Source organism: Curtobacterium sp. ER1/6 (assembly GCF_001742745.1).
Taxonomy (GTDB): domain Bacteria; phylum Actinomycetota; class Actinomycetes; order Actinomycetales; family Microbacteriaceae; genus Curtobacterium; species Curtobacterium citri.
On sequence record NZ_MJAK01000009.1, the window covers coordinates 59448 to 85893 of the forward strand.

Below are 26446 nucleotides of genomic sequence, written 5' to 3' on the forward strand. Positions count from 1 at the left end.
GCGTCGGTGGTGTCAGTGGGACGGCATGTAGCCGGAGCGGACGCTGTGCACGAGCCGACCGAGCAGGTCGTCCCACGCGCGCAGTGCGTCCGGGGTGAGGTCGGGTCCGTCGTGCGTGAGCCAGTGGTCGGCGATGACGACGATGCCGCTCATGAGCGAGTCGACGAGCAGCGCGGTGTCGAGCGGGTCGGCACCGGGGTGGCGGCGGGCGACCTCGTCGCGGAGCCGGTCGGTGACCCGGGAGAACGCCGTCTGGGTGAGCACGGCGGCCTTCGGGTCCTCCTTGCCCGGCTCGCCGATGATCCGGTACATGCCGGAGATCGCCGGGGCCAGGTCGGCCCCGCGCGCCGCGGACTCGAGCTCCTCGAACATCGACGCCCGGCTGCCGTCGCCGACCGGCGTGCGCGCCATGTCGGCCAGGAACCGGTCGATGATGACGGACAGCTCCTGCTCGCACACGGCCAGCAGGACCTCGTCGAGCGACGCGAAGTGGTTGAAGACCGTCCGCCGGGCGATGTCCGCGCGGGCGGCGAGGTCGTCGACGCTGAACCCACGTCCTCCGCGGTCGTCGATGAGGTCGCGGGCGGCCTGCAGGATCGCCGCACGGTGCTTCGCCTTGAGGGCGGAGCGGCGGTCGGTCGTGGTGGTCACGTCTGACAACACTAGGTGCATCGATGCACTCGGTGCACCTTCTTCGAGAGCATCTTCAGGTTCGTCCCCCGACTGTTCGGCATGCTGGCGGCGTGCGGATGACGAGGACGGTCCTGGCGACGATCGCGGTGTCGACGGCGCTGGCGCTGGCCGGCTGCAGCGCCGGCGGGCCCGGGGACGCACCGACCACCGACCGGGCGAGCGCAGCGGCGACGGCCGAGGGCAGCCCGCCCCCGGCGGCCCCGACGACGGACGCCGCGACGACCCGCGCCTTCGCGGCCCTCGAACAGCAGTCCGACGCGCGCCTCGGCGTCGTGGTGATCGACACCGCCGACGGCAGCTCGATCGGGTACCGCGCCGACGAACGGTTCGCCTTCGCGTCGACGAACAAGGCGTTCATCGCGGCCGCGGTGCTCGACGCCACGAGCGCCGCGGGACTCGACGAGGTCGTGCACTACGGTCGCGACGACCTGCTCGAGTACGCCCCGGTCACGAGTCGGCACGTCGACGAGGGCATGACGGTCCGGGCGCTCGTCGACGCCGCGGTGCGGGAGAGCGACAACACCGCGGCGAACCTGCTCGTCGATCGACTCGGCGGCGTGGACGGGGTCTCGCGGTGGCTCCTCGGCATCGGCGACGACGTGACGCGCGTCGACCGGGTCGAGCCGGAGCTCAACACCGCCGTGCCGGGCGACGAGCGCGACACGACGACGCCCGCTCGGTCGGCGGCGGACCTGCGCGCCGTCCTCGTCGGCGACGCGCTCGACGCCGACGACCGTGCGCTCCTGCTGTCGTCGATGGCGGGCACGACCACCGGCGACGGCACGATCCGGGCCGGGGTGCCCGGCGGGTGGTCCGTCGCGGACAAGACCGGCACCGCCTCGTACGGCGTGCGGAACGACATCGCCGTCGCGCGGCCGGCGGGACGCGACCCGATCGTGCTCGTGGTGTTCACGTCGCACGACCGCGCGGCCGCGGAGCCCTCGGACGCCCTCGTCGCGGCGGCGACCCGGGTGGCGCTCGAGCGGCTCGGCTAGTCGTACCGACGGGCACTGCCGGGTGCCCCGACGGGCACCGTCGGTACCCGGACGGTCGGCCCACGGTCACGACCCGGTCACGAGCCGGTCACGGCACGGTGACGACGGCGGCACCGTCGGTAACGATCCGTGCCGACTCGGTCGTCTCCCAGCCCGCACGCCGGTCCTCCCCGGGGAACCCCGGGCGGACGCCCGAGGAGCGTTGGGAGGGTCACCGGGACGCCGCCGGACCACCGGGGGCGCGACGACGAGGGGGACGACATGGCGATGCGACGGGTGACGGGGGCCGCACTCGGCTTCGTGGGCGGCAGCGTGCTCGCCGGACTGCTGGTGGGGGTCGGGGTGACCCCGGTGCTCGCGGTCGCCGGGGTGGGGACGACATCGGTGATCGACGTCTTCGACTCGATGCCGGAGTACATCGAGATCGGCGACCTGCCGGAGCGGAACGAGATCTGGGCGTACCGGGGTGGCCAGCCGGTGCACCTGGTCGACGTGTGGGACCAGAACCGGCAGGAGCTGACGCTCGACCAGATCAGCGACACGCTCGAGCACGCCGCGATCGACGGCGAGGACAAGCGCTTCCGCGAGACCGGCGGCGTCGACGCGACGAGCCTCGTGCGCTCGGTGGTCAGCGTCGTCGCGTCGGGTGGGAAGGGCGGCTCGGGCGGTTCGACCCTGACGATGCAGCTCGTGCGGAACATCAAGATCCAGCAGGCCAGCGAGCTGCCCACCGCCGAGGAACGCGAGGCCGGGTACCGCGAGGCGACCCGGAAGAGCCCGGACCGGAAGCTGGCCGAGGTCAAGCTCGCGATCGGGCTCGCGAAGACGTACTCGAAGGACGAGATCCTGGCGGCGTACCTGAACATCGCGTACTTCGGCGACCAGACCTACGGCGTGCAGGCCGCCTCGCAGCGTTACTACGGCAAGGACGCGACCGACCTGAGCCCCGCCGAGGCCGCGTCCCTCGTCGCCATCGTGCAGTGGCCGGAGCGGCGTGACCTGTCGACGCCCGCGCACCACGCCGACAACCAGGCCCGCCGGGACGTCATCCTCCGCTCGATGCACGAGCAGGGTCACCTCAGCGATGCGGACCTCGCGTCGGCGCTCGCGTCCCGACCCGCCGACTACGTCCGGCTCACCGCGCCGCAGCAGGGCTGCGAGTCGGCGGTCCGCGGCGCCGAGTTCGCCTGCGCGTACGCCGAGCAGGTCGCCCGGGACCTGCCCCAGCTCGGCGCCGACCCCGACGCACGCGCTGCCGCGTGGCGGACGGGCGGGTACCGGGTGCAGACGACGCTCGACCTCGACCTGAACACGCAGCAGCGGGAGCTGCTCGACCGGAGTGACCCGGCCACGGAGAGCCGGCTCGCCCTCGGTGCGACGCTGAACACCGTCGAGACGGGCACCGGCCGGGTGCTCACCATGGCCCAGAACAAGGACTACGACCGCTCCGCCGCGGCCCCGGCGACCGCCACCTCGCTCAACTACGCGACGGACGAGTCGAACGGCGGGTCGACGGGGTTCCAGGTCGGGTCGACGTACAAGATGTTCACCCTGCTGCAGTGGCTCGAGTCGGGCCGGAGCGCGGACGCGGTCGTCGACGGCACGCGGAAGGCACGCAGCACGTGGACGCAGTGCGGGGAGCGGATCACGCTCGACGAACCGTACGACCCGAAGAACGACTCGCCGGGCCAGACCGGTCCGTACTCGGTGCGGTCGGCGACGGCGCAGTCGGTGAACGCGGCCTACGCGGACATGGCGTCGCAGCTCGACCTCTGCGACATCCGCGACACCGCAGCCCGACTGGGGGTGCACCCGGCGACGGGCGGCGAGCTACCCGCCAACCCGGCGGCGATCCTCGGCACGACGAGCATCGCACCGCTGACGATGGCGGCCGCCTACGCCGGGATCGCGAACGGCGGCGTGTACTGCGCCCCCGTCGTCGTCGACCAGCTCACGGGTCCGGACGGCACCGCGCTCGGCGGGCAGCCGCGCTCCTGCACGCAGGCGGTGTCGGCGCCCGTCGCCGCGCAGGCGTTCGCGGTGATGCAGGGGGCGTTCCGCGGCGGGACGGCGACCGGCGGGCAGACCCTCGACGGCGCGACGCTGTTCGGCAAGACCGGTACGACCGACGCGGCCGACCAGGTCTGGCTCGTGGGCGGGACCTCGCGGGCGGTCACCGCGTACTGGCAGGGCAACACGGACGGTGGGAAGACGAACCTGCGGTACCTGGGCAGCGGTCAGGGCGGCACGTACGCCGGGTCACGTGCCGACGTCTGGCGGCAGGCCCAGACGGCGGTGAACGCGGCGCTGCCGGTCGGCTGACGGTACCGACACCGGGAAGGACGGGAGGCGCGGTGCCAGCCGGCACCGCGCCTCCCGTCCGTCCTCGGATCGCTACGAGACCTTCTTGCTGTCCTCGAGCCAGCCCGCGAGCTTCGTCATGTAGTCGGCCTGCGACGCGTAGTCGAGCGCCGGGAAGGTCCAGCTGTGGACCTGACCCGCCGCGAGCGCCGGGTTGTCGGCGAAGGTCGGCTGCTTCTCGAGGTCCGCGACCTGGTAGCCCTGCTGCGAGAGCAGGAGGACGTCGCCGGTGATCTGGCCCGCGTTCTCCCACGAGTAGATGCCCCAGTAGAAGCCCTTCGGCTTCGGCTGGACGAAGTCGACCCCGAAGGACGAGTACATCTGCAGGGTCGGCTCGTCGGCCGGACGGGTGACGTAGGCGCCGGAGCCGTCCGCGTACATCGAGACGACGGACACGTCGCTCCGCTTCGCTGCCTGCTCGAGGGTGTCCTCGGCGGCGTCGAAGCGCTGCTCGGCGGCCTCGACCTTCGACTCCGGGGCGCCGAGCGACTCGGCCAGGTCGGCGATCTCCTCGATCACGTCCTCGCCCTTGCCGCCCCACTCCACCTGGACGACCGGCGCGATCGCCTGGATCTGCCGCTCCTGCTCCTTGTCCTTGAAGCCGTAGCCGGGCTGGGTGTCGTCGAGGGTGCCCTGCTCGTCCTTCGGGTACACCGACGTGACGACGAGGTCGGGCTTGAGCGCCGCGAGTTCCTCGAGGTCGATGTCGCCGTACGCCTCGCCGAGCTGCGTGATGCCGTCGGTGTCGAGCCCCTCGAATCGGGCGTCCTTCGCCATGGTCAGCTGTCCGAAGGTGCCGACCGGTCGGAGGCCGTACTCGATGAACGAGATGGCGAGGTCGTTGAGGACGACGACCCGCTTCGGCGTCGCCTCGGTCTCGACGGTCTTGCCGGTGGCGTCCTCGTAGGACCAGGGTCCTGCGGCGGCCGAGGTGGTGTCGGTGCCGTCCCCGGTCCGGGCGTCGTCGGAGCCGTTCGCTCCGGAGCAACCGGTGAGGAGGAGGGCCGAGACGGCCACGGAGGTCACGAGGGCGGCGCGCAGGGAGCCGCGGCGGGGGATCTTCACGTTAGGAGAGCCTAACCTAAGTCTGTGTGTTCGACCAGCCCCGGCGTCGCCCGCGTTCGGGCTCAGTCGTGCTCGTCGGCCTCGGGCACGATCATCGGCGCACCCGTCACGGGGTCCGCGACCACCCTGGCGTGCAGCCCGAACGCCGTCTCGAGCAGCGTCGGCGTCAGGACCTCGTGCGGCGTGCCGTCCGCCACGACGCCGCCGTCGTGCAGGACCACGAGCCGGTCGGAGTACCGCGCCGCGAGCGACAGGTCGTGGAGCACCATGACGACCGTCGACCCCTGCTCGCGGTTGAGCCGCCGGACCAGGCGGAGCACGTCGAGCTGGTGCGCGAGGTCGAGGTAGGTGGTCGGCTCATCGAGCAGCAGGGTCTCGGCCTGCTGCGCCACGACGAGGGCGATCCAGGCGCGCTGCCGCTGGCCACCGGAGAGGCTCGCGACGTCGCGGTGGGCGACGGCGGTCAGGCCGGTCGCCGCGATGGCCTGCTCGGCGACGTCGGCGTCCTCGGCGGTCCACGGCTTCGCCCACGACTGGTGCGGGTTCCGCCCGCGCATCACCAGGTCGAGCACGCTCGTGCCCGCCGGGGCGACGGGCGTCTGCGGCAGGATCGCGAGGCGGCGGGCGACCGCGCGGTTCGGCTCCCGGCGGATGGGGACGCCGTCGAGCAGGACCTCGCCGGCCTGTGGCTTGAGGACACGGCCGAAGGCCTTGAGGAGCGTCGACTTGCCGCACCCGTTCGCCCCGAGGAACGTCGTCACGCTGCCGCGCTCGATGCGCAGGTCCAGGTCGCGGAGGACCGGCTCGCGGTCGTAGCCGACGGAGAGGCCGCGGGCCTCGAGGACGGGAGGGACCGTGCCGGACGCGTCGTCGCCGCCCGTCCGGCGGGTGGTCGCGTCGGCGCCCGGGACGCGCGCATCGCGTCGATTCGTGGTGGCGGCGGTCATCGGGACATCTCCTTGCGGTGGCGGACGAGGAGCCAGATCAGGTACGGGGCGCCGACGACCGTGGTCACGATCCCGACGGGGACCTGCCAGGGGAAGGCCGAGCGGGCGAGCAGGTCAGCGACCAGGACGAGGACCGTCCCGAGGGCGCCGGCGAGCAGCAGCGGCGGCCGGTTCGTCCCGGCCAGGCGCAGGGCGACCTGCGGGACGACGAAGGCGACGAAGCCGATCGGACCGGCGGCCGCGACGGCGGCGGCGGTGAGCACGACGGCGAGGGCGATGACGAGCAGCCGGTGCCGCTGGACGCCGAGGCCGACACCCGTCGCGACCTCGTCGCCGAGCTGGCCGATGCCGAGCGCGGCGCTCGTGGCGAGGGCGATCGGGACGCATACGGCGGCGACCACGACCAGCGGCCACACGGTCGACCACGACGTGCTCGACAGGCTACCGACGAGCCACTGCGACGCCGCGGTCGCCACGGTGATCTTCGCGCGGACGAGCAGGTAGCTCGTGACGGCGTCGAGCGTCGCGCTCACGCCGATGCCGACGAGGACGAGCCGGTAGCTCTGCACGCCGCCGCGCCACCCGAGGCCGTACACGGCGGCCGCGGCGACGAGGGCGCCGATGGTCGCGGCGACCGGGATGCCGCCGCTCAGCACGGCCGACGAGACCGAGTACGTGCCGCCACCGACCACGATCGCGGCGACGGCACCGACGCTCGCGCCCGAGGTGACGCCGATGATGTCCGGGGTGCCGAGCGGGTTCCGGGTGACGGTCTGGGTCAGCGCCCCGGCGGTGCCGAGCACCAGGCCGACGAGGGCGCCGGTGAGGACCCGGGGGAGTCGCAGCGTCGTGACGATGAAGCCGTCGGGTCCGCCCTCGGCGCCGACGAGCGCGCGCACGACGGTCCCGGGCGCGATCCAGGTGCTGCCGACGGCGACGCCGAGCACCACGAGGACCAGCGCGAGGGCGACCGCCCCGACGGTGTACCCGAGCACGCGGGGGCGCCAGGCCAGGCCGATCGGACCGAGACGGACCCCGCGGCGCCCGGGGGCGGTGTGCTCGGGTGCCGCGTCGCGCTGCCCCGTCGTGCGCGGGGTGCCGGTCGCCGCGCTCACAGGGACACCAGCGATCGGCGGCGGGCGACGGCGACGAAGACGGGGCCGCCCAGGACGGCGAGCACGATGCCGACCTCGACCTCGGAGAACCCGCCGACGAGCCGTCCGACCACGTCGGCCACGAGCACGAGGGCGGCACCCACCAGCGCCGACACGGGGAGGGTCCAGCGGTGACCCGTGCCGACCAGGGCCCGGGCGACGTGCGGCACGGTCAGGCCCACGAAGCCGATCGGGCCGGCGGCCGCGGTGGCGCCGGCCGCCAGGAGCGTGATGCCGCCGAGGCCGACGAGCCGCGCGACGAGCACGTTCTCGCCGAGCCCCCGTGCGAGCTCCGCGCCGAGCCCCAGCGCGTCGAGCGCCCGGACGTTCCACACCGCCAGCACGGCACCGACGAGCAGGAAGGGGGCGGCCGCGGCGAGGACGTCGAGCTGCCGGGCCGCGAGCGAGCCGACGACCCACAGGCGGTAGGCGTCGAGGGAGTCCTGGTCGGTGAGCACGATGAACGACGTCACGGCACCGAGGAGCGCGGACACCGCCGCACCCGCCAGGGCGAGCGGCACCGGACTCGCGGTCCCGCTGCCGGCCACCGTGACGGAGAAGACGACGACGCTCGCGACGACCGCGCCGGCCAGGGCGAACCAGACCGTCGCACCGGTGCTCGTCACGCCGAAGGCGTACACGCCGAGCACGACGGCCAGCCCGGCGCCCGAGGAGACCCCGAACAGGCCGGGGTCGGCGAGCGGGTTCCGCGTGTGCCCCTGCATGAGCAGCCCCGCGATCCCGAGCGCCGCGCCCACAGCCGCCCCGATGAGCGTGCGCGGGATGCGCGATCCCCAGACCACGGCCTCGGCGGTGCTCGACCCCGTCCGGGTCAGCCCCGCGACCACCTGGTCCACGCCGAGGCGGTTGCTGCCGAACAGCATGCTCGCGACCGCGGCGGCGACCAGTGCGACCACCAGGACCGCGACGACCAGCAGGCGACGCCGGACCGCGGTCCGGTGCACGCCGTCGACACGCGGGGCGGTGTCGGTCCGGGCGGCCCGTGCGGGCGTCAGGACGGGTTCGGGGAGTGGCACGGAAGCCATATTAGGTTAGCCTTCCCTCATGGCGAAGATCCCGCGGCTCATGCCCGAGGCGCCCCGGCTGTTCCGTGCCCGGGTGCTCCGCTCCGTGCGGCACAGCCCGTCGATCCAGCGCGTGACCGTCACCGGGGCCGACCTGCACGAGTTCCCGTTCCTCGGGTTCGACCACTGGTTCCGCCTGTTCCTCCCGCGTCCCGACCAGGACGGCTTCCGCATGCCGGAGCTCGACGGTCGTCGCTGGTGGCCCTCGTTCCTCGCGATCCCAGAGGACGTCCGACCGCACTGCGCGAACTACACCGTCGCCGCCTTCCGTCCCGAGGTCGGTGAACTCGACGTCGACTTCGTCGTGCACTGCGGCTCCGACGGCGAGCCCGAGGGCCGTGCGGCGATCTGGGCGTGCGGCGCCCGGCCCGGCGACCAGCTCGCGATGCTCGACCAGGGCTGCATCTTCGACTGCCCCGACGACGTCAGCGAGGTCGTCGTGGTCGCCGAGGAGACCGGGCTCCCCGGCGTCGTGGGGATCGCCGCATCGCTCCCGCGGGACGCCGTCGGCCGGATCATCCAGGAGGTCCCGACCGCGGCCGACGTCCGGGTCCTCGACGCCCCGGCCGGCGTGCAGGTGACCTGGATCGTGCGCGAGGACACCGAGCACGCCGTCCCGGGACGCGCGGCGCTCGCCGAACTCCAGCGGTACGTGCCGGTCGACGATCGCGGGTACGCCTTCGTCGTGGGGGAGTCGACGCTGGCCACCGAGGGCCGCCGACACCTGCACCGCGCGGGCCTGCCGAAGTCGCGGATCACCTTCTCCGGCTTCTGGAAGCACGACGCACGACAGGTCGTCCCGGCCTGACCCCGTCCGGGTAGCGTGCGGGCATGAGCAGCCGACTGAGCGAACTCGTGACCCCGAGGAGCTGTCACGCTTCTGGTGCGCGGTGCTCGACTACGTCGAACTCGGCAAGGACGACGACGGCGTCGAGATCGGGCCCGCGTCGGGCTTCGGCGGCGCGACGCCGACGATCATCCTGTCGAAGGTCGAGCACGCGAAGGCCCAGCCGCTGCGGCTGCACATCGATCTCTCGCCGGTCGACCAGGACCAGGACGCCGAGCTCGAGCGGCTGCTGGCCCTCGGCGCGCGTCCGGCCGACGTCGGGCAGACCGGGGAGGAGTCCTGGCACGTGCTCCAGGACCCCGAGGGCAACGAGTTCTGCCTGCTCCGCACACGCCTCGACCCGCCCTGACCCGCGCCCGTTCCTTCCCAGAGCAAGTGCGATGTCTGATGGTTCCGGGCGTACCCGGCCGTCCAGACGCACCCGGTACGCCCGCTTCGACCAGGTACGCCTTCTCGAACGACCACACGACGGACGGGAGGCGCGGTACCAGCCGGCACCGCGCCTCCCGTCCGTCGTGTGGTGGCGTCAGCCCTTGAGGCCCGAGCCCGTCACGCCCTCCACGATCTGCCGCTGGAAGATCAGGTAGAGGATGATCAGCGGCAGCGCCGCCAGGATCGCCCCGGCCTGGATGTCGGCGTAGCGCTGGCCGAAGCTGCCCTGGACCGTGGCGAGCCCGACCGGGATCGTCATGAGGTCCGGGTTCGACAGCACGAACAGCGGCAGGAGCAGGTTGTTCCACACACCGACGAAGGTCAGGATCGTCACCGCGGCGATCACCGGACGCGACAGCGGCAGGATGACCGACCAGTAGATCTTCCACATGCCCGCGCCGTCGATGCGCGCGGCCTCCTCGAGCTCCTTCGGGATCCCGTCGAAGAACTGCTTGAAGATGAACACCGCGATCACGGCGGGCACCTGCGGGAAGATCACCGACCAGTAGGTGTTGAGCAGGCCGACGGCGTTGAGCTCCTGGAAGATCGGGATGATCAGGACCTGCGTCGGGATCATGATGCCGAGGATGATCAGCAGGAACGCGACGTTCCGGCCGCGGAACACCAGGCGGGACAGCGCGAACGCGGCCATCGACGCGAACAGCACCGTCAGGGCCGCGGTGATCAGGCTCGTGATGCCGCTGGCGAGGTACCAGTTCCAGATGTCGCCGGCCTGGAACAGCGACGCGTAGGAGTGCAGCGTCGGGTTCCAGTTCGACAGGATCGAGTTGGCGCCGAGCGCGGCGACGCCGTTGTCGGACAGCGACGTCTTCAGGGCGAACAGGCTCGGGATGAGCCAGATGATCGCGAACACCGTCAGGATGATCGCGGCCGCGATGTTGAAGCCCTTGCCGGAGACGCCGATCTTCGCGGCGTTGGCGGGCGCGGCGGCGGACACCCCGGAGCGGAGCTTCCGCGGACGGGACGTCGTGATGCTCTCGGTGGCGGTCACGTCAGGCACCGATCTCTCGCTTGGCGGCGGCGCGTTCGACGAGCTGCCGGATGACCGCGATCGCGACGATCACGATGAACAGGAGCACCGATGCGGCGGACGCCGCACCGAGGCGGTTGTCGGTGAAGCCGACGCCGGTGATGAGCTGGAGCGAGACCTGGGTCGAGATGCCCGGGCCGCCGTTCGTCATCAGGTAGACCTGGTCGAAGATCTTCAGGCTGGCGATGATCTGCAGCAGGATGACCAGCGTCGTCGTGCGGCCGAGCAGCGGGAGCGTGATCGACTTGATCTGCTGCCAGTTCGACGCGCCGTCGACCGCGGCGGCCTCGTAGAGCTCGCGGGGGATCTCCTGCAGGCCGGCCAGGTACAGCACGAAGTTGAACCCGAGGGTCCACCAGACGGTGGCGATCGCGACGCCGATCATGGCGGTGTTCGGGCTGGAGAGCATGCCCGAGCCGGGCGTCATGCCGAGCGCGGTCTGCAGGCTCGCCCAGAGGCCGGTCGCCGGCGTGAAGATGAACACCCAGATGAGCGAGATCGTGGCCGACGGCAGGATGAACGGCAGGAAGAACGCCAGGCGGAAGAACCACTGTCCGCGGTTCATCCGGTTCGTCAGCACGGCGAACACGAACGCCAGGATCACCAGCGGCGGGGTCGTGTACAGCGTGAACTGCAGCGTGTGCCAGAGCGACGACCAGAAGTCGCTGCGCCCGAGCATCTCGGCGTAGTTCGCGAAGCCGGCGAAGGTGCCGAGTCCGGTGCGGACGGTCGAGGTGTTGAAGAAGCTCGTGATGAGCATCCACACCGTCGGGCCGAGCAGGAAGGCCGCGTAGAACAGGCCGAACGGGGCGAGGAACAGCCACCCGGTGCGGCCCTGTCCGCGGTTCGTCGAGTTCACGCGGGGACGCGCGCGCCGGGTGACGATCGCGGCGTCCGTGGGTCGGGTGAGAACTGGTGCAGCGGTCACGTCATCGTGCCTCTCGTGCGGGGTCCACGTGGAGCGAGCGCGCGATCACAGCGGGCTCGGGGTGTTCAGGTAGGTGGCGAGCTGGCCCTTGATGGCCGAGAGCGCCTGCGCGGGGGAGCTGCTGCCCTGCTGGACGAGGGCGAGCTGGGCGCCGACGATGCCCTCGAACGTCGACCCGGATCCGCCGTACCAGGCGGGGTCGTCGAAGACCGCGGTCTCGGCGGCTGCGGCGTAGTTGGACTGCGGCTTCAGGTCCTTGTACGCGGCGCTGTCGAAGGTCGGCATGTACGCGGGGACGTGTCCGCCCTCGGCCCAGGTCAGGCTCTGCTCGAGCATCTGCTTGATGAAGAGCATGTGCGCCTTGCGCTGCTCGGGCGTCCGGTCCTTCTTCGGCAGGATGAACGTGTGCGAGTCGGCCTGGGTGGCGGGCTTGTCGAAGAGCTGGGGGATCGGCACCATGCCGAACTTCAGGCCCTTGATCGACTGCGCGGTGCTGATCTCCCACTCGCCCTGCATGAAGAACCCGGCCTTGCCGTCGAACATGAGCGACTGGGCGGTCGCGTAGTCGAGCGCCTTGTTCAGCCAGCCGTTCCCCACCCACTTCTGGGTCATGTCGGTGACCTTGTTGTACGCGTCCTCGTTGACGGTGAGCTTCGCCCCGCCGTCGCTGATGAACGGCGTCGCGCCCTCGATCTGGTTGTACATCGTCCAGAAGAAGCGCCACGGCGTTGCGGTCTCCGGCACGACGTTCGCCACGTTCAGCGCGGTACCGCCGGTCACCTTCGCGACGGCGGCCATCGCGGCCTCGAAGTTCTCCAGCCCGTTCAGGTCCTTGAGCTTGCCGTCACCGTCGATCAGGCCCGCCTTCTGGCAGACGTCGACGTTGTAGAAGAGCACGAACGGGTGCGTGTCGAGCGGGATGCAGATGTTCTTGCCGTCGGTCTTCTGCGCGGTCCACGCCTTCTGGTTGAAGTCGCTGGCGCTCAGGCCGACGCTCGCCAGGTCGTCCTCGGTGATCGGGTCGAGCAGGTCGCCGTCCCACAGCGGCTTGGCGCGGGTGAGGTGGGCGATCGCGACGTCCGGCGGCTTGTTCCCGACGGTGGCCAGTGTGACCTTCGAGTAGTACGGGTTGCCCCACGCGAAGGTCGTCGCCTGCAGGGACGAGGAACCACCGTGCTGCTTCGCGTACCCGGCCTCCATCGACTGCATGCGGAGGCCGTCGCCACCGCCGAACAGGTTCCAGAAGACGAGCGTCTCCGGGTTCAGCGGGGCTCCGGCGATGCCGGCGGCGATCGGGCTGGAACACGCGGCGAGCGGCAGGACCGCGGCACCGGCGGCTGCGCCGGCGAGCAGGGTCCGTCGGGTGAACGCGCTGCCGCGGGACTGCGGGGTGGGTACAACGGATCGGATCGGCATGGCATCACTCCATCGGGACGGGCCGAGCGGAGCGGTCATTGCTCCGTGAGCGCTCACAGTAGCGCCGGACCCGGGGGTCCGCCACCCCTTTCGTGAACGTCACGGCCGGGCTGCGTCCCGGCTTCCGCGCACGGTGGAAACCCGCTAGCGTTCAGGGAGACGTGAGCGCTCACTTTCGTACCGGGCCGATCATGTCCGCACGAGCCCCCAGCAGATCAAAGGAGATCCATGCCTCGCACACACCTCGTCCTCGACAGCGCGTTCACCGTGGGGCCGGTGCGACGTCGGCTCTTCGGCGGCTTCGTCGAGCACCTCGGCCGCCACGTCTACGACGGCATCCACGAGCCGGCCCACGAGACCGCCGACGAGCACGGCTTCCGGAAGGACGTCGTCGAGCTCGTCAAGGAGCTGGGCGTCTCCGCGATCCGCTACCCGGGCGGCAACTTCGTCTCCGGCTACAAGTGGGAGGACGGCGTCGGCCCCGTCGAGCAGCGTCCGCGCCGTCTCGACCTGGCCTGGCACTCCACCGAGACCAACGAGGTCGGCCTGCACGAGTTCCAGCACTGGCTCGACGCGGTCGGCTCCGAGATGATGCTCGCCGTCAACCTCGGCACCCGTGGCACGCAGGAGGCCATCGAGCTCCTCGAGTACGCGAACATCGACGCCGGCACCGCCCTGAGCGAGTACCGCCGTTCGAACGGCCGCCAGGAGCCCTTCGCCATCCAGATGTGGTGCCTCGGCAACGAGATGGACGGCCCGTGGCAGCTCGGCCACAAGAACGCCGAGGACTACGGCAAGCTCGCGGCGATGACCGCCAAGGCGATGCGGCAGATCCAGCCCGACCTCGAGCTCGTGGCCTGCGGGTCCTCCGGGGCGTCGATGCCGACGTTCGGCGAGTGGGAGCGGACCGTCCTCGAGCACACCTACGACGACGTGGACTACATCTCCGCGCACGCCTACTACGAGGAGGGCGACGACCTGACGTCGTTCCTCGCCTCCGGCGTCAACATGGACCACTTCATCAAGACGGTCACGACGGCGGCCGACCACGTGCAGGCGCAAAAGAAGTCGGACAAGCGCATCGACATCTCCTTCGACGAGTGGAACGTCTGGTCGATCAGCAAGTGGGAGGAGCAGCAGAAGACCTTCGAGCTGCAGGACTGGCCGGTCGCGCCGCGTCTGCTCGAGGACGTCTACACCGTCGCCGACGCGGTCGTCGTCGGTGGCCTGCTCATCTCGCTGCTCCGGCACGCGGACCGCGTGGCCTCCGCCAGCATCGCGCAGCTCGTCAACGTCATCGGCCCGATCATGACCGAGCCCGGTGGTCCGGCGTGGCGCCAGACCACGTTCTTCCCGTTCTCGCTGACGTCGCGCCTGGCGAACGGCACGTCGCTGCAGGTCAAGGCCTCGGGCGACACCGTCGACGGCGGCAAGCACGGCGAGGTCCCGGTGGTCGACTCGGCCGCCACCGTCGAGGACGGCAAGGCGGCGGTGTTCCTCGTGAACCGCCACCAGACCGAGACGACCTCCGTCACGATCGACCTCGCCGGCCTGCAGGTCGACGGCGACGTCCGTGCCGAGGGCATCTGGGACGACGACCTCCACGCGGTCAACGACCTCGGGAACCGCGAGCGGGTGGCGCTCAGGACGAACGAGACCGTCCGCCGCGAGGGCGACACGATCACCATCGAGCTGCCGCCGGTCTCCTGGACCGCGGTGTCGATCGGCTGAACCGACCGCCGACCACGGTCGGCGTGCAGACGCCTCGGCGCGCGCTCCGGTGAGCGTCAAGTGAGCACGGAGGGCGTCGGTCCGCGCGAGCGGACCGGCGCCCTTCGCTCGTGCCCGGCCGGCGGACGGCTGCCCGACCGTGGACGGTCCGGGCCGACGGTGCGGACGCGTCGGACGGGAGGCGCGGTGCGGGGCCGCCACGCGCCTCCCGTCCGCCTCGGCGTCAGACCGCCGACGGGCGCATGTCGTAGGTGACCCACGGCGTCGCGGCGGCGACGCGGTCGTAGACCGCACGCGCCGTGGTGTTGTCCTCGGCGGTGATCCAGCGGACGACGCTCGCGCCCTCGGCGGCAGCGACCGCCGCGGCCTCGTGCAGGAGGGCCGTCGCGACACCCTGGTGGCGCGCTGTCGGCGCGGTGAAGAGGTCGTCGAGGTACAGCCCGGTGGTCGCCGACGACGGTCGGGCGAACCGTCGGAGGTCGGCGAGCCCGAGGAGCCGACCGTCGGCGTCCTCGGCGACCAGGCCGAGCAGGCCGTGCTCGCGTCCGGAGACCCACTGCCACGTGGTGCGGACCGCGGCGGGGTCGTCCGGCAGCCGGTAGAACGCGCGGTAGCCGGCGTAGAGCGCGCACCATTGCGGTTCGTCGCGGGCGGTCACGGGACGGACGAGGACGGTCACGACCCGATCGTAGGGCCACCCTCCCGGTGTCCGGTCTCCGCACTCGCCGTGTGACGGCGACGGGTGCTGCCTACAGTGCTGCGCATGACCGGGACGAGCGATGCGGACGGGGCGGTCGGTGCGGGCGCGCTGGGCGGGTTCGTCGACGACTTCCTCGCGTCGATGGACGGTTGGCCGGCGGTGGACACCCGGCGGATGGCGGACGACCGCGACCGCGGGGACGCACCCGCCGGGACGGAGCGGGCGCGCGACCACAGCGGCTGACGCGGCGTCCGGGGGTGCAGCGGCGCAGCGGCTCAGCGTCGGAGCGTCTGGCGCGGGTACTCACCGTGCTGGCGCAGGTACTCGCCCGAGAAGCGCCCGAGGTGTGAGAACCCCCAGCGCCGCGCGATCTCCTGCACGCTGGCGTTCGACGGGTCACCACGTTGGAGCTCGAGGCGGACGCACTCCAGTCGCACCCGACGGAGGTACGCCATCGGCGTCGTGCCGAGGTCCCGCTGGAACGACTCCTGCACGGCACGGATGCTCAGGCCGGCCGCCTGCGCGATCTCCGAGACGGTGAGCGGCTGGTCGAGGTGCTCGTGCACGAACTCGACGGCGGCACGGAGCCGCGCCCGGCGCGGCAGCAGCACCACCGCCGGGAGCTCGGGTGCCGCCGGCGGGTAGAGGTCGAGGAAGGCCGCGGCCGCGTCTCGAGTGAGGGTGTGCCAGAGGAGCGTCCCGACGCCGTTCCGGAGCTCGCGGGCGAGGAGCGTCATCTGGTTCCGCCACCTCGCCACGGCCGCCGGGTCCAGCGTGCGGAGGTGGTCGAACTGCAGGCTGCCGACGGCGCCGGTCCGGTGGCGCTCGGCGGCGACGTCGTCGACGAGCTCGCGGGAGAGGTGCACGAGCCGTTGGTCGTAGTCCTGGTACTCGAAGACGAACTCGCGGTCGGTGGGGAACAGCATCGGGACGCCGATCTGCATCGGGACCCGGTCACGCCGGACGTCCGGCACGCCGGTGCCCTCGGTCAGCCACTGCACGATGTAGTCGTCGGTGCACGGGATCGCACCGCGGATGTACCCGGTGATGCGGGACCGACGCAGCGTCACCGCGGCGTCGCCGACGGCGGTGTACCGGTAGGTGAACGGCTGGTCGGTCGCGTGCGCCGCCCAGCCGTGACCGTCGTAGAGGCCGCCGACCTCGTCGATGACAGCGTCCGGGTGGTCCCCGGACGCCTCCAGCCGGACGGCGTGCCGGCCGGTGGTGGGACCGTCCTGGTCGGACCGTCCGGTCCCCGGGCTCGCGGGACGGGACACCGGTGGGTGCGATGCGGTGGTCGTCATGAGGACCCCGGGAAGGAGTCGGCGGACGTCGGGTCGGGCCGGACGGCCGGCGAGGACGTGGTGCGGAGCACCCGGTGGTGACCGAGTGTCCGGGTACCTGTGTCGTGCATCATCTGGACCACCCTGAACGGTTCCGAGGACGTGTTCTGACGTTCCGCTGCCGGGGTCTGGGGCTGCTGCCGTCACGGTAGGGCAGGCGGGCGGACGTGACAACAGCCCGGACCCGCCGACCATCCGATCTGCGCGGACGACGAGCCGGAACCGGACCTTGCGGACGAACTGCCGGTCGCGGTCGGGCGGTGCGCTCCCCGGACGAGCAGAGTGTGCTGCAGTCGTCCGTGACGATCGTCGGCAGACGACTCCACGCGGAGCTCGACCGGGCACGCACCCGCGGACGCACCGGGAAGGAGCCCCGTGACCGAGACCCGTGAGCGTCGGCTCGTCGAGGCGTTCCTCGCCGCGACCGGCAGGGTCGTCGGCGACTACGACGTGGTGGAGATGCTGCAGACCCTCGTCGACGACGTCGCCGGGATCTTCGCCGTCGACGCGGTCGGGATCCTGCTCGCCGACCCGCGGCGGCGGCTCGAGGTCGCGGCGTCGACGAGCGAGGCGAGCGCGTTCCTCGGGCTCCTCCAGCTCGAGGCCGGCGAGGGGCCCTGCATCGAGTCGTACGAGACGGGCCGCACGGTGTCGGTAGCGGACCGGCAGGAGATGCGGCGTCTCTGGACGCACTTCGCGGAGGAGTCCGAACGCGCCGGGTTCGCCTCGGTCCACTCGATCCCGTTGCGGAGCCACACGGCCGTCCTGGGGTCGATGAACCTGTTCCGGCGGGCGCCGGGCCGGTTGGACGACCGGGACGCGATGGCGGCGCGGGCGCTCACCGACGTGGCGTCGATCAGCATCCTGCAGCAGCGCAGCGCGGACCAGGCCGCTCGCACCCGGGACCAGCTGCAGCGCGCGTTGGACAGCCGGATCGTGATCGAGCAGGCGAAGGGGTTCCTCGCCCACACCCACCAGGTGGACCCCGACGAGGCGTTCACGATGTTGCGGGGGCACGCCCGCTCGGCGGGACTGCCGCTGCGGGAGGTGGCGCTGGCCGTCGTCGAGCGCCGACTCGCCATCCCGGGGCCGGCACCGGCGGACGCTGGGCGGTGATCCGAACGGTCAGGACGGGTGGTCCGCGGTGCGAGCCCGCTCCTTGATCGCGTCGATGACGGTGGTCTTCGCGTCGGCGTAGGCGTTCGAGTCGTCCCACGACCGGGTCATGAGCCCGCGCTTGACGTCCTCGTAGCGCTGCCGGTCGGCGGCGTCGTGCCGCAGGTGGTCGCGGAGCAGCAGGTAGTCGTCGACCTCGCGGGCGCCGTGCTCGTACACGTGGACGTGCGCGTCGCGCTCGGGCGTCCGGACGAGACGGTGCCCGGGCTCCCGGACGCGCAGGACGTAGCCGGCGGCGAGCAGCGGTTCGAGGTACGCGGCTTCGTCGGTCACGTCGGGGACCGAGACCGCGACGTCGACGATCGGCTTCGCCGCCAGGCCGGGGACCGAGGTCGACCCGATGTGCTCGATCGTGACGTGCAGTCCGGGGAGCGCGGTGGCGATGCGCGCCCGGTGCTCCACGAAGCGGGTCGCCCACGCCGGGTCGTGGTCGTGCAGGCCGACGCGCAGGGGCTCCGGCCCGCCGACGATGTCGACGTCGACGACGTCCGCGGCCGCGTGTGCACCGGTGCGGATCCAGTGGTGCAGCAGGCGGTGGCCCTCGTCGTCGACCACGGTCCGCTCGTACCGGCCGCCGTTGTGCTCGATGACGCGTCCGGACGCCGGGTTCGTCGCGTCGTGCGTGAGCATCACCTCGGGCATGCCGCGCTGGGCCGCCAGGCGGACCGTCCCGCCGAGCGCCGCGGACGCCAGGCCCCGACCGCGTGCCGACGGCCGGACGCCGTACCCGACGTGGCCGCCGTACTCGCGGAGCCGGTCGTCCAGCTCGTGCCGGAGGGCGATGCTGCCGAGGTACTCGTCGCCGTCGACCATCCACCGGTAGGTGCAGGTGACGTGGGCCGGCGAGGCCGGGACGGTCTCCTCCGCGAGGAGCTGGTCGACCCACCGCTCGAAGCCCGCCCGGTCGGTGAGGGCTGCGGCGTCACGGATGCCGGCACCGTCCTGGTGGGCGCCGTCCCACTCGCGGAGGGACCGGACGAAGGACGGGAAGTACCGGGGAGACGGCGCGACGAGTTCCACCCGGCGAGCCTAGGACGGACCGGAGGCGCGTGGCAGGGCCGCCACGCGCCTCCCGTCCGTCTCGGCGCGATCGCGCCCCGAGGGCGGGTCCGTCGTCAGCGGTAGCGGTAGAAGCCCTCGCCGGACTCGACGCCGTACCTGCCCTGGTCGAGGTACTCGGTGCGCAGGTGCTCCGCCCACGCCTGCGCGCCCGGCTCCGGCGACGCGCTGGCGACCGCGTACGCCGTCCGCAGGCCGATGACGTCGTAGACCTGGAACGGACCCATCGGGGCGCCGGTGCCGATGCGCCACGTGGTGTCGACCGTCTCGGGGTCCGCGACCCCGCGGAGGACCAGGCCGGCGGCGGCGTCGAGCAGCGGCACGAGCAGCGAGTTGAGCACGTAGCCGGGCTGCTCCTTGTGCAGGCGGATCGGCACCATCCCGATCTCCTCGGCGAAGGCGGCGACCCGCTCGAACACGGCCGGATCGGTCTGCTCGGTGCCCATCACCTCGGCGGTGTTCTGCCGCCAGACGTGGTTCGCGAAGTGCAGCGCGAGGAAGCGGTCCGGGCGGCCGGTCGCGTCGGCGATCGCACTCGGCAGCAGGGTCGAGGAGTTCGTGGCGAAGACGGTGTCGGCCGGTGCGACCTCGGCGAGCCGGGCGTACACGTCGCGCTTCAGGTCGAGCCGCTCGGGGACCGCCTCGATCACGAGGTCGGCGGCGGCGACGGCCTGCGCGAGGTCGGTGGCGAAGTCGATCCGCGCGACGGCGGCGTCGGCGTCGGGGCGGGCGTCCTCGCCGACGTCGCCGAGGTACTGCTCGACGATGCCGGCGAGACGCTCCCGGCCGGCCGCGACGGCGTCGTCGCTGATGTCGTACACGACGACGGGGACGCCGTGCCGAGCGGTCTGGAGGGCGATCTGCGTGCCGAGGACGCCGGCGCCGAGCACGGTGACGGAGGTGAACGTGGTCATGCCGTCAGTCTGCTCCGCGGTGGTCGGTGCCCGGCCGGGAGCGGGGGAGGGTCAGGCGGGCGGCGCCGTGCTCGCGCGCTCCACCAGGCGCACCGGCACGAGGTCGGTCGACGGTCCGGCCGGCGCGCCCTCGATCTGCGCGAGGAGCGTCGCGACGGCACGGCGGCCGACCTCGTCGAACGACTGGTGCACGGTGGTGAGCGGCGGCCAGAAGGACTCCGACTCGGGGAAGTCGTCGAAGCCGACCACGCTGAGCGAGCCCGGCACGGACCGACCGGCCTCGTGCGCGGCGCGGAGCACCCCGAGCGCCGTCTGGTCGTTCACCGCGAAGACGGCCGTGACCTCCGGCCGTGCCGCGATCTCCTGCCCTGCCCGGTACCCGTCCGAGCTCGCCCACCCGCCGGTGAAGACCGGGGGGACCGCTCGTCCGGCGTGCTCGAGGGTGTCGCGCCACGCGGCGAGCCGACGGTCGGCGGAGTAGGACCCGACCGGACCGGCGACGTGCCAGACGGTCTCGTGGCCCAGGTCGAGCAGGTGCTGCGTTGCGAGCCGGGCACCCTCGGCCTGGTCGATGTCGATGGACGGCCGGTCGGTGGTGCCCGTGGAGTCGACGACGACCAGGGGGACGCCGTCGGGCAGCACCACCTCGGCGGTGTCGATGATGTGCGACTCGATCACGATCACGACACCGTCGACGGCCTGCTCGTGCAGCCGGGACAGCGCCGAGCGGACACCCTCGCCGGTACGCGACGCCATCGGGAGCAGCGTGATGGTGAAGTCCGCGGCGGCCGCTGCGGCGGAGATGGCCTCGAGCGTGCGCATGTTGCCGAAGGACGCGAGCGTGAACATGACCACGCCGATGGTCCGGAATCGTCCGGACCGCAGGGCCCGCGCGGCCCGGTTCGGTCGGTAGCCGAGTTCGTCCATGGCGCGCTGCACCCGCTCGCGCGTCTCCGGGCTGACGTTGTCGAAGCCGCGCGCCACCCGCGAGACGGTCTGCATGGAGACGCCGGCGGCATCGGCGACGGCGGCCATCGACGGAGCGCGTCGCGCAGCGGTCAGCTCGGTGCTCAACGCACGCTCCTCCCCGGTCCGCCGGTCGCGGGGACGACGACCGGGATGCCCGCACGCTAGCGCATGTTGACGTTGCCATGCTACGGTGACGTCGTTCGATGTTGACGTCAACATCGACGTCCCTCCGGATCGCCGCCACCGCGCGGACGAGCGCAGCCGCTCGACCCGGAGGACCCGGACGCAGCAGACAAGGGAGTCACATGAGCACGCTCGCAGCGCGCCCGGCCGAGGCGGCCTCCGCCCCGCGGCCGTCCGCTCGCCGCCCGAAGCCCCGGGGGCGGTACACCGGCTGGCTCTTCGTCGGCCCCTTCGTCGTGGTGCTCGTGGCCATGCTGATCGTCCCCATCGGGTACGCGCTCTGGCTCAGCCTGTTCCGCGACCAGCTCGTCGGTGGCAACCAGTTCGTCTGGTTCGCCAACTACGTGCAGCTCTTCCAGGACAGCGCGTTCTGGCAGGGCCTCGGCCGCGTCACGCTCTTCCTGCTCGTCCAGGTGCCGGTCATGCTCGGGCTGGCCCTCGTCGCCGCCCTCGCCCTCGACAGCGCCCGCCTGTGGGGCACCGGGTTCTTCCGCATCGCGGTGTTCCTGCCCTACGCCGTCCCCGGTGTCGTCGCGGCGCTCATCTGGGGCTTCATCTACGGCAACCAGTTCGGCCTGACCGGTGCGGCCAACGACCTCATCGGCATCGACCTGCTCCAGCCGTTCAGCGCGAGCTGGGTCCTCACGTCGATCGGCAACGTGGTCACGTGGGAGTTCCTCGGCTACAACATGCTGATCTTCTACGCCGCCCTCCGGGTCGTGCCGGGCGAGCTGTACGAGGCCGCCGAGCTCGACGGCGCCGGCCCGATGCGGACCGTGTTCTCGATCAAGCTGCCGGCCCTCCGCGGCCCGATGGTCATCGCGACGATCTTCTCGATCATCGGCAGCTTCCAGCTCTTCAACGAGCCGAACCTGCTGAAGACGCTCGCCCCGAACGTCATCGGCAGCTCCTTCACCCCGAACATGTACGCCTACTCGCTGTCCTTCAGCGGCCAGCAGTTCAACTACTCCGCGACCGTCGCCATCGTCATGGGTGTCATCACCGCCGTGATCGCGTACGTCGTCCAGGTCCGCGGAACGCGCCAGGAGAACCGATGAGCACCCTGCAGCAGCCCGCCGCCGGCGCGACCACGCCGGCCACGGTCACCGAGGCGACCACGACGCAGCGCGACCCGCGCGACCGGGCGACCCGTGCCTCCCGTCCGGGTCGGGGCCGCGCGCCGGTCGCCGGACGCAAGGTCAAGCGCTCCGGTCTGCTGACCGCCGTGATGGTCGTCTTCGTCGTCTACTCGTTCGCGCCGCTGTTCTACCTGCTCGTGAACAGCACGAAGACGCAGGCATCGCTCCTGTCGACCTTCGGGCTCTGGTTCGGCGGTGACTTCAACCTCTGGCAGAACATCGTCGACACGCTGACGTACAACGACGGCATCTTCATGCAGTGGCTCGGCAACACGCTGCTGTACGTCGTCGTCGGCGCCGGGGGAGCGACGCTCCTCGCGACCGTCGCCGGCTACGGCATGGCGAAGTTCCAGTTCCCGGGTCGCCGCGCGGTGTTCGCCGTGGTCCTCGGTGCCATCGCCGTGCCGGGCACCGCCCTCGCCGTCCCGACGTTCCTGCTCTTCTCGCAGTTCGGCCTGACGAACACCCCGTGGGCGATCATCCTGCCGTCGCTCATCAGCCCGTTCGGCATGTACCTCATCTGGACGTACGCGATCGACGCGATCCCGACCGAGCTCATCGAGGCAGCCCGCATGGACGGCGCCGGCGAGTTCCGGATCTTCTTCACCATCGCGCTGAAGCTGCTCACGCCCGGTGTCGTCACGGTCCTGCTCTTCGCGGTCGTCGCCACCTGGAACAACTACTTCCTGCCGCTCATCATGCTGAGCGACCCGAAGTGGTACCCGCTCACGGTCGGCCTCAACCAGTGGAACGCGCAGGCCACCGGGTCCGGCGCGCAGCCGATCTACAACCTCGTCGTCACCGGTTCGCTCCTCACGATCATCCCGATCGTGGTCGCGTTCCTCTTCCTCCAGCGCTTCTGGCAGTCCGGCCTCGCGGCCGGCTCCGTCAAGGCCTGACCCGCCGGACGGGAGGCGCGCCGGCAGCCCGCCCCGCGCCTCCGACCGACACGCAGCAGCACCACCCCTCTCCACGAAGAAGTCCCTTCTTCACAACGAAGTGAAAGGCACCCGAATGCACAAGCGCATCCGGCGCGGGCTCAGCGCCCTCGCCATCGGCGTCACCGCCGCGATCGCCCTCGCGGCCTGCGCCTCCGGCGGCTCGTCCGCGGGCGGTTCGTCCGACGACATCGCGAAGGCCCTGAAGGACGGCGGGACGCTGACCTACTGGTCCTGGACCCCCTCGGCCAAGGCGCAGGTCGCCGCCTTCGAGAAGCAGTACCCGAAGGTCAAGGTCAACCTCGTCAACGCCGGCACCGGCGCCGACCAGTACACGAAGCTGCAGAACACGATCAAGGCCGGCTCGGGCGCCCCCGACGTCGCGCAGGTCGAGTACTACGCGCTGCCGCAGTTCGCGCTGTCCGACTCGCTCGTCGACCTGTCGTCGTACGGCTTCGGCGACCTCGAGAGCAAGTTCTCGAAGGGCACCTGGAGCAACGTCGCGATGGACGGCAAGGTCTACGGCCTGCCGCAGGACTCCGGCCCCATGGCGCTGTTCTACAACGAGAAGGTCTTCTCGAAGTACGACATCGCCGTGCCGAAGACGTGGGACGAGTACATCGCCGCCGCGAAGAAGCTGCACGCCGCCGACCCCGAGGCGTACATCGCCGCGGACTCCGGCGACGCCGGCTTCACCACGAGCATGATCGCCCAGGCCGGTGGCACGCCCTTCACCACCGACGGCGACAAGATCACCATCAACCTCGAGGACGCCGGCACCAAGAAGTGGGCGAGCACGTGGGACCAGCTCGTCGAGCAGGGCCTGCTCTCGAAGACCACCGGCTGGACCGACGACTGGTACAAGCAGCTCGGCAACGGCCAGATCGCCACGATGGTGACCGGAGCCTGGATGCCCGGCAACCTGATCGCGAGCGTCCCGGAGTCCGCCGGTGACTGGCGCGTCGCCCCGATGCCGACCTACGACGGCGGCCAGGCCCAGACCGCGAGCAACGGCGGCAGCTCCCAGGTCGTCATGAAGCAGTCGAAGAACCCGGCCCTCGCCGCGGGCTTCCTCAAGTGGCTGAACTCCTCCGAGGAGTCGACGAAGGTCTTCATGGAGTCCGGCGGCTTCCCGTCGACCACCGCCGACCTCGACTCGAGCTCGTTCCTGCAGGAGAAGCCGTCGTACTTCGGTGGCCAGCAGATCAACGAGGTGCTCGTGGACGCGTCCAAGACCTCGGCCAACGACTTCACCTACCTGCCGTACCAGGTGTACGCGAACAGCGTCTACGCCGACACCGTCGGGCAGTCGTACGAGAAGGGCACCTCGCTCGAGAGCGGGCTGCAGGCCTGGCAGAAGGCCCTCGTGAAGTACGGCAACGACCAGGGCTTCACGGTCACCTCCAAGTAGCACCCCCGTCACACCCCCACCGGGGCCGTGCGGACATCCCGTCCGCACGGCCCCGTCGTACGAAACGAGTCACCTCATGCGCTTCGCCATCGGCGAGACCGACTTCCTGCTCGACGGCGAGCCGCACCGGGTCCTGTCCGGCGCGATCCACTACTTCCGCGTGCACCCGGACCTCTGGCAGGACCGGATCCGCAAGGCGAAGCTGATGGGCCTGAACACCGTCGAGACCTACGTCGCCTGGAACGCCCATGCGCCCCGTCCCGGTGTGTTCGACCTGACCGGCGGCCTCGACCTCGGCCGGTTCCTCGACCTGGTCGCCGCCGAGGGCATGCACGCCATCGTCCGCCCCGGGCCCTACATCTGCGCCGAGTGGACCAACGGCGGGCTGCCGTACTGGCTCTTCGCCGACGGCACCGTCGGGGTCCGCCGGAACGAGCCGGGCTTCCTCGCCGCCGTGCGGGAGTACCTCGAGCACCTCGCCCCGGTGCTCGTCCCGCGCCAGATCGACCAGGGCGGGCCGATCGTGCTCGTGCAGGTCGAGAACGAGTACGGCGCCTACGGCTCGGACGCGTCCTACCTGCGGGAGCTCGAGGCGATGCACCGGGCCATCGGCCTGACCGTCCCGTTCACGAGCGTCGACCAGCCGATGGACTCGATGCTCGAGGACGGGTCGCTGCCCTCGCTCCACAAGACCGGTTCCTTCGGCTCGCGCTCCACCGCGCGGCTCGCGCGACTCCGCCAGGCCCAGCCGACCGGGCCGCTCATGTGCTCGGAGTTCTGGGACGGCTGGTTCGACAGCTGGGGCGAGCACCACCACACCACCCCGGCGTCCGCGTCGGCATCGGACCTCGACGACCTGCTCGCCGCCGGTGGCTCCGTCAACATCTACATGTTCCACGGCGGCACGAACTTCGGCTTCACCAACGGCGCGAACGACAAGGGCGTGTACCGGCCGATCGCGACCTCGTACGACTACGACGCCCCGCTCGACGAGGCCGGTCGCCCGACGGCGAAGTTCCACGCCTTCCGCGCGGTCATCGAGCGCTACGCGCCCGTCCCGCCGCTGCCCGAGTCGATGCGGGAGGGTGGTTCGGGTCGCCTTGAATCGTATGATCATTCGAGCGGCCGGGAGGCACGGGTCACCCCCGCCAGTGACCTCGCCGTCCGCCTGGACCGCGTCGCGTCGCTCCGCTCCCTGCTGCCCACGCTCACGGACTGGTCGACGCACGACGAGCCGCCGACCTTCGACGCCCTCGGCGCCGCGAGCGGCTTCGTGCTGTACCGGACCGAGGTCGACCTGCCCACCGGGGGCGTCCTGACCGTCGGCACCGAGGTCCGCGACCGTGCGGTCGTCTCCGTCGACGGGGTGGTCGTCGGCGTCCTCGAACGCGAGCACCACGACCGGGCGATCGCCCTCCCGCCGGTCGTCGGCACGCTCGAGCTCCTCGTCGAGGACCAGGGCCGCGTCGACTACGGGCCCCGCATCGGCGAGCCGAAGGGCCTGATCGGCGGCGTGGCCGTCGACGGCGTGCCGCTCGCCCGGTGGTCCGCGTCGCCGCTCGCCCTCGACCCGATCGCCCCGGCAGCGCTGTCGGCACTGGCAGACGTCCCGCCGACGGGCGGCGACGTGCTCGCCGGGCCGGTGGTCGCGGCGGGGTCGTTCGAGCTGGCGACCGCCGACGACCGGTACCTGTCGCTCGACGGCTTCCGCAAGGGCGTCGCCTGGGTCAACGGCTTCTGCCTCGGCCGGTACTGGTCGCGGGGACCCCAGCAGACCCTGGCCGTGCCGGGTCCGGTGCTCCGTGCCGGTCGGAACGAGGTCGTCGTCCTGGAGCTGCACGCGGCGGCGTCCCGTACGGTCTGCCTGCTCGCCGAGCCGGACCTGGGGCACACCGAGGCGTAGCTCGCG

General features: G+C 71.7%; 23 protein-coding genes and 1 pseudogene. 11 read left to right on the plus strand and 13 right to left on the minus strand.

Annotated elements, in window-relative coordinates:
• Nucleotides 1-12: 12 nt before the first annotated feature.
• Nucleotides 13-651, minus strand: a complete 639-nt coding sequence (locus Cus16_RS13020; RefSeq protein ID WP_189319598.1) for a TetR/AcrR family transcriptional regulator — start codon at nucleotides 649-651, stop codon at nucleotides 13-15.
• A 98-nt stretch (nucleotides 652-749) separates the two neighbouring features.
• Between Cus16_RS13020 and bla the strand changes: the two genes are divergently transcribed.
• A complete protein-coding gene (gene bla / locus Cus16_RS13025) occupies nucleotides 750-1688 on the plus strand; it encodes a class A beta-lactamase (protein ID WP_069713131.1) in 939 nt (312 codons plus the stop codon).
• A 261-nt stretch (nucleotides 1689-1949) separates the two neighbouring features.
• Nucleotides 1950-4010 carry a transglycosylase domain-containing protein gene (locus tag Cus16_RS13030; protein ID WP_069713088.1) on the plus strand — a complete coding sequence of 687 codons (2061 nt, stop codon included), beginning with the start codon at nucleotides 1950-1952 and terminating at the stop codon, nucleotides 4008-4010.
• A 72-nt stretch (nucleotides 4011-4082) separates the two neighbouring features.
• On the opposite strand, the gene Cus16_RS13035 is transcribed toward Cus16_RS13030, so the two are convergent.
• The 4 genes from Cus16_RS13035 to Cus16_RS13050 all read right to left on the minus strand — a co-directional run bounded on the left by Cus16_RS13035 (nucleotide 4083) and on the right by Cus16_RS13050 (nucleotide 8252).
• On the minus strand, nucleotides 4083-5114 hold the full coding sequence (locus Cus16_RS13035) for an ABC transporter substrate-binding protein (RefSeq protein WP_069713089.1): 1032 nt from the start codon (nucleotides 5112-5114) through the stop codon (nucleotides 4083-4085).
• Nucleotides 5115-5176: 62 nt separating this feature from the next.
• Nucleotides 5177-6061, minus strand: coding sequence for an ABC transporter ATP-binding protein (locus tag Cus16_RS13040; protein WP_069713090.1), 885 nt, complete (start codon nucleotides 6059-6061; stop codon nucleotides 5177-5179).
• Nucleotides 6058-7176, minus strand: coding sequence for a FecCD family ABC transporter permease (locus tag Cus16_RS13045; protein WP_223246618.1), 1119 nt, complete (start codon nucleotides 7174-7176; stop codon nucleotides 6058-6060). Before Cus16_RS13045 ends, Cus16_RS13040 begins: the two co-directional genes overlap by 4 nt.
• Nucleotides 7173-8252 (minus strand): FecCD family ABC transporter permease, encoded by a 1080-nt coding sequence (locus Cus16_RS13050; protein WP_223246619.1) that lies wholly within the window; start codon nucleotides 8250-8252, stop codon nucleotides 7173-7175. The genes Cus16_RS13045 and Cus16_RS13050 overlap by 4 nt, the downstream gene beginning before the upstream one ends.
• A 28-nt stretch (nucleotides 8253-8280) precedes the next feature.
• Here Cus16_RS13050 and Cus16_RS13055 point away from each other — a divergent pair, with 28 nt between their 5' ends.
• Nucleotides 8281-9108, plus strand: a complete 828-nt coding sequence (locus Cus16_RS13055) for a siderophore-interacting protein (protein ID WP_069713091.1) — start codon at nucleotides 8281-8283, stop codon at nucleotides 9106-9108.
• Between the two features lie 49 nt (nucleotides 9109-9157).
• Nucleotides 9158-9496 (plus strand): annotated as a pseudogene (locus Cus16_RS13060) (VOC family protein); the annotation flags it as partial.
• A gap of 177 nt (nucleotides 9497-9673) precedes the next feature.
• Here Cus16_RS13060 and Cus16_RS13065 read toward each other — a convergent pair.
• The 3 genes from Cus16_RS13065 to Cus16_RS13075 are packed head-to-tail and all read right to left on the minus strand — an operon-like array spanning nucleotide 9674 to nucleotide 12974.
• Nucleotides 9674-10600, minus strand: coding sequence for a carbohydrate ABC transporter permease (locus Cus16_RS13065; protein WP_223246620.1), 927 nt, complete (start codon nucleotides 10598-10600; stop codon nucleotides 9674-9676).
• Complete coding sequence (locus tag Cus16_RS13070; RefSeq protein ID WP_141718984.1) at nucleotides 10593-11558, minus strand: carbohydrate ABC transporter permease; 966 nt, start codon at nucleotides 11556-11558, stop codon at nucleotides 10593-10595. Before Cus16_RS13070 ends, Cus16_RS13065 begins: the two co-directional genes overlap by 8 nt.
• Before the next feature lie 45 nt (nucleotides 11559-11603).
• On the minus strand, nucleotides 11604-12974 hold the full coding sequence (locus Cus16_RS13075) for an extracellular solute-binding protein (protein ID WP_069713093.1): 1371 nt from the start codon (nucleotides 12972-12974) through the stop codon (nucleotides 11604-11606).
• A 228-nt stretch (nucleotides 12975-13202) separates the two neighbouring features.
• Between Cus16_RS13075 and Cus16_RS13080 the strand changes: the two genes are divergently transcribed.
• Complete coding sequence (locus Cus16_RS13080; protein ID WP_069713094.1) at nucleotides 13203-14705, plus strand: alpha-N-arabinofuranosidase; 1503 nt, start codon at nucleotides 13203-13205, stop codon at nucleotides 14703-14705.
• Nucleotides 14706-14928: 223 nt separating this feature from the next.
• Here Cus16_RS13080 and Cus16_RS13085 read toward each other — a convergent pair whose 3' ends face one another.
• Complete coding sequence (locus tag Cus16_RS13085) at nucleotides 14929-15384, minus strand: GNAT family N-acetyltransferase (RefSeq protein WP_069713095.1); 456 nt, start codon at nucleotides 15382-15384, stop codon at nucleotides 14929-14931.
• Between the two features lie 84 nt (nucleotides 15385-15468).
• On the opposite strand from Cus16_RS13085, the gene Cus16_RS13090 reads away from it, so the two are divergent.
• On the plus strand, nucleotides 15469-15648 hold the full coding sequence (locus tag Cus16_RS13090; protein ID WP_069713096.1) for a hypothetical protein: 180 nt from the start codon (nucleotides 15469-15471) through the stop codon (nucleotides 15646-15648).
• A 32-nt stretch (nucleotides 15649-15680) separates the two neighbouring features.
• Here Cus16_RS13090 and Cus16_RS13095 read toward each other — a convergent pair whose 3' ends face one another.
• On the minus strand, nucleotides 15681-16709 hold the full coding sequence (locus tag Cus16_RS13095; RefSeq protein ID WP_069713097.1) for a helix-turn-helix transcriptional regulator: 1029 nt from the start codon (nucleotides 16707-16709) through the stop codon (nucleotides 15681-15683).
• A 414-nt stretch (nucleotides 16710-17123) separates the two neighbouring features.
• On the opposite strand from Cus16_RS13095, the gene Cus16_RS13100 reads away from it, so the two are divergent.
• Complete coding sequence (locus Cus16_RS13100; protein ID WP_069713098.1) at nucleotides 17124-17864, plus strand: GAF and ANTAR domain-containing protein; 741 nt, start codon at nucleotides 17124-17126, stop codon at nucleotides 17862-17864.
• A 9-nt stretch (nucleotides 17865-17873) separates the two neighbouring features.
• Here the strand turns inward: Cus16_RS13100 and Cus16_RS16910 are convergent, their stop codons facing one another.
• The 3 genes from Cus16_RS16910 to Cus16_RS13115 all read right to left on the minus strand — a co-directional run bounded on the left by Cus16_RS16910 (nucleotide 17874) and on the right by Cus16_RS13115 (nucleotide 20932).
• Nucleotides 17874-18944 (minus strand): GNAT family N-acetyltransferase, encoded by a 1071-nt coding sequence (locus Cus16_RS16910; protein WP_083263962.1) that lies wholly within the window; start codon nucleotides 18942-18944, stop codon nucleotides 17874-17876.
• 95 nt (nucleotides 18945-19039) lie between these two features.
• On the minus strand, nucleotides 19040-19897 hold the full coding sequence (locus Cus16_RS13110) for a 3-hydroxyacyl-CoA dehydrogenase (protein WP_069713099.1): 858 nt from the start codon (nucleotides 19895-19897) through the stop codon (nucleotides 19040-19042).
• A gap of 51 nt (nucleotides 19898-19948) precedes the next feature.
• Nucleotides 19949-20932, minus strand: coding sequence for a LacI family DNA-binding transcriptional regulator (locus Cus16_RS13115; RefSeq protein ID WP_083263963.1), 984 nt, complete (start codon nucleotides 20930-20932; stop codon nucleotides 19949-19951).
• Between the two features lie 239 nt (nucleotides 20933-21171).
• On the opposite strand from Cus16_RS13115, the gene Cus16_RS13120 reads away from it, so the two are divergent.
• The 4 genes from Cus16_RS13120 to Cus16_RS13135 all read left to right on the plus strand — a co-directional run bounded on the left by Cus16_RS13120 (nucleotide 21172) and on the right by Cus16_RS13135 (nucleotide 26440).
• Entirely contained in the window at nucleotides 21172-22107 is a 936-nt protein-coding gene (locus Cus16_RS13120) for a carbohydrate ABC transporter permease (protein WP_069713101.1), read from the plus strand.
• Nucleotides 22104-23087 (plus strand): carbohydrate ABC transporter permease, encoded by a 984-nt coding sequence (locus Cus16_RS13125; RefSeq protein WP_069713102.1) that lies wholly within the window; start codon nucleotides 22104-22106, stop codon nucleotides 23085-23087. Before Cus16_RS13120 ends, Cus16_RS13125 begins: the two co-directional genes overlap by 4 nt.
• Nucleotides 23088-23202: 115 nt before the next feature.
• On the plus strand, nucleotides 23203-24537 hold the full coding sequence (locus Cus16_RS13130; protein WP_141718986.1) for an ABC transporter substrate-binding protein: 1335 nt from the start codon (nucleotides 23203-23205) through the stop codon (nucleotides 24535-24537).
• A gap of 76 nt (nucleotides 24538-24613) precedes the next feature.
• The gene (locus Cus16_RS13135) at nucleotides 24614-26440 is read left to right on the plus strand and encodes a glycoside hydrolase family 35 protein (protein ID WP_069713104.1); all 1827 of its coding nucleotides are present in this window, start codon (nucleotides 24614-24616) and stop codon (nucleotides 26438-26440) included.
• The last annotated feature ends 6 nt before the right edge of the window (nucleotides 26441-26446 follow it).